Genomic DNA, 577 nt, shown 5'->3' with positions numbered 1-577 from the left:
TCAGAGATATCTTGCTTATTTTTACAACAAAAGCACAATAATCCCATAACACAGCAAACAGCTTAATCTTCTTTTGCAGTAAACATCGTTTATTGCCTCTTAATCACATTACATCTATGATAGCGCGCAAATATGTCTTTTCTATGTCCATCTCATTTTTTCTCAACAGCAACCACAAGGATTTTCCTACAAAAAATTCCTTATAAACCGGATTATCGATCAATCACAATCTCATTGAGATCTTAGATAGTCCTCTTCCCCATTATGGCAACCCTAATCTTTTATAAAACAAGAAAAAACATCCCTTATAGCTCAGTAACACAGGAATATGTCTTTTTAATGTTTTTAATATGTTTTTCTTATTTGGAGAATTTGTTATGAAAAAAATATATACCACACCACAAACGCCAGCAATGAGTAATTTAAAAAATTCTTGCTCGTCTCATGGATTACCTTTTATTAAAACGCTTTCATTGGTTTCAGTGGCTGTCTTTTTATCAAATGCTTCTCCTGTTTCTGCTTGTGATCTGTGGGGTAATGTAGCAACGTATTTTGGTGGTGGTGCAAATATACGTAA

Annotated in this window: 1 protein-coding gene; it reads left to right on the top strand. The window is 33.3% G+C overall.

Annotated elements, in window-relative coordinates; genetic code table 11:
* Positions 1–377: 377 nt before the first annotated feature.
* Positions 378–577: hypothetical protein (locus tag ACFIKO_RS09335; RefSeq protein WP_375673896.1), on the top strand; the 200-nt coding region annotated here is incomplete at its 3' end.

Source organism: Bartonella sp. TS82HLJMH, from assembly GCF_042193495.1.
Taxonomy (GTDB): domain Bacteria; phylum Pseudomonadota; class Alphaproteobacteria; order Rhizobiales; family Rhizobiaceae; genus Bartonella; species Bartonella grahamii.
This window is presented reverse-complemented; position numbering and strand designations above follow the sequence as displayed.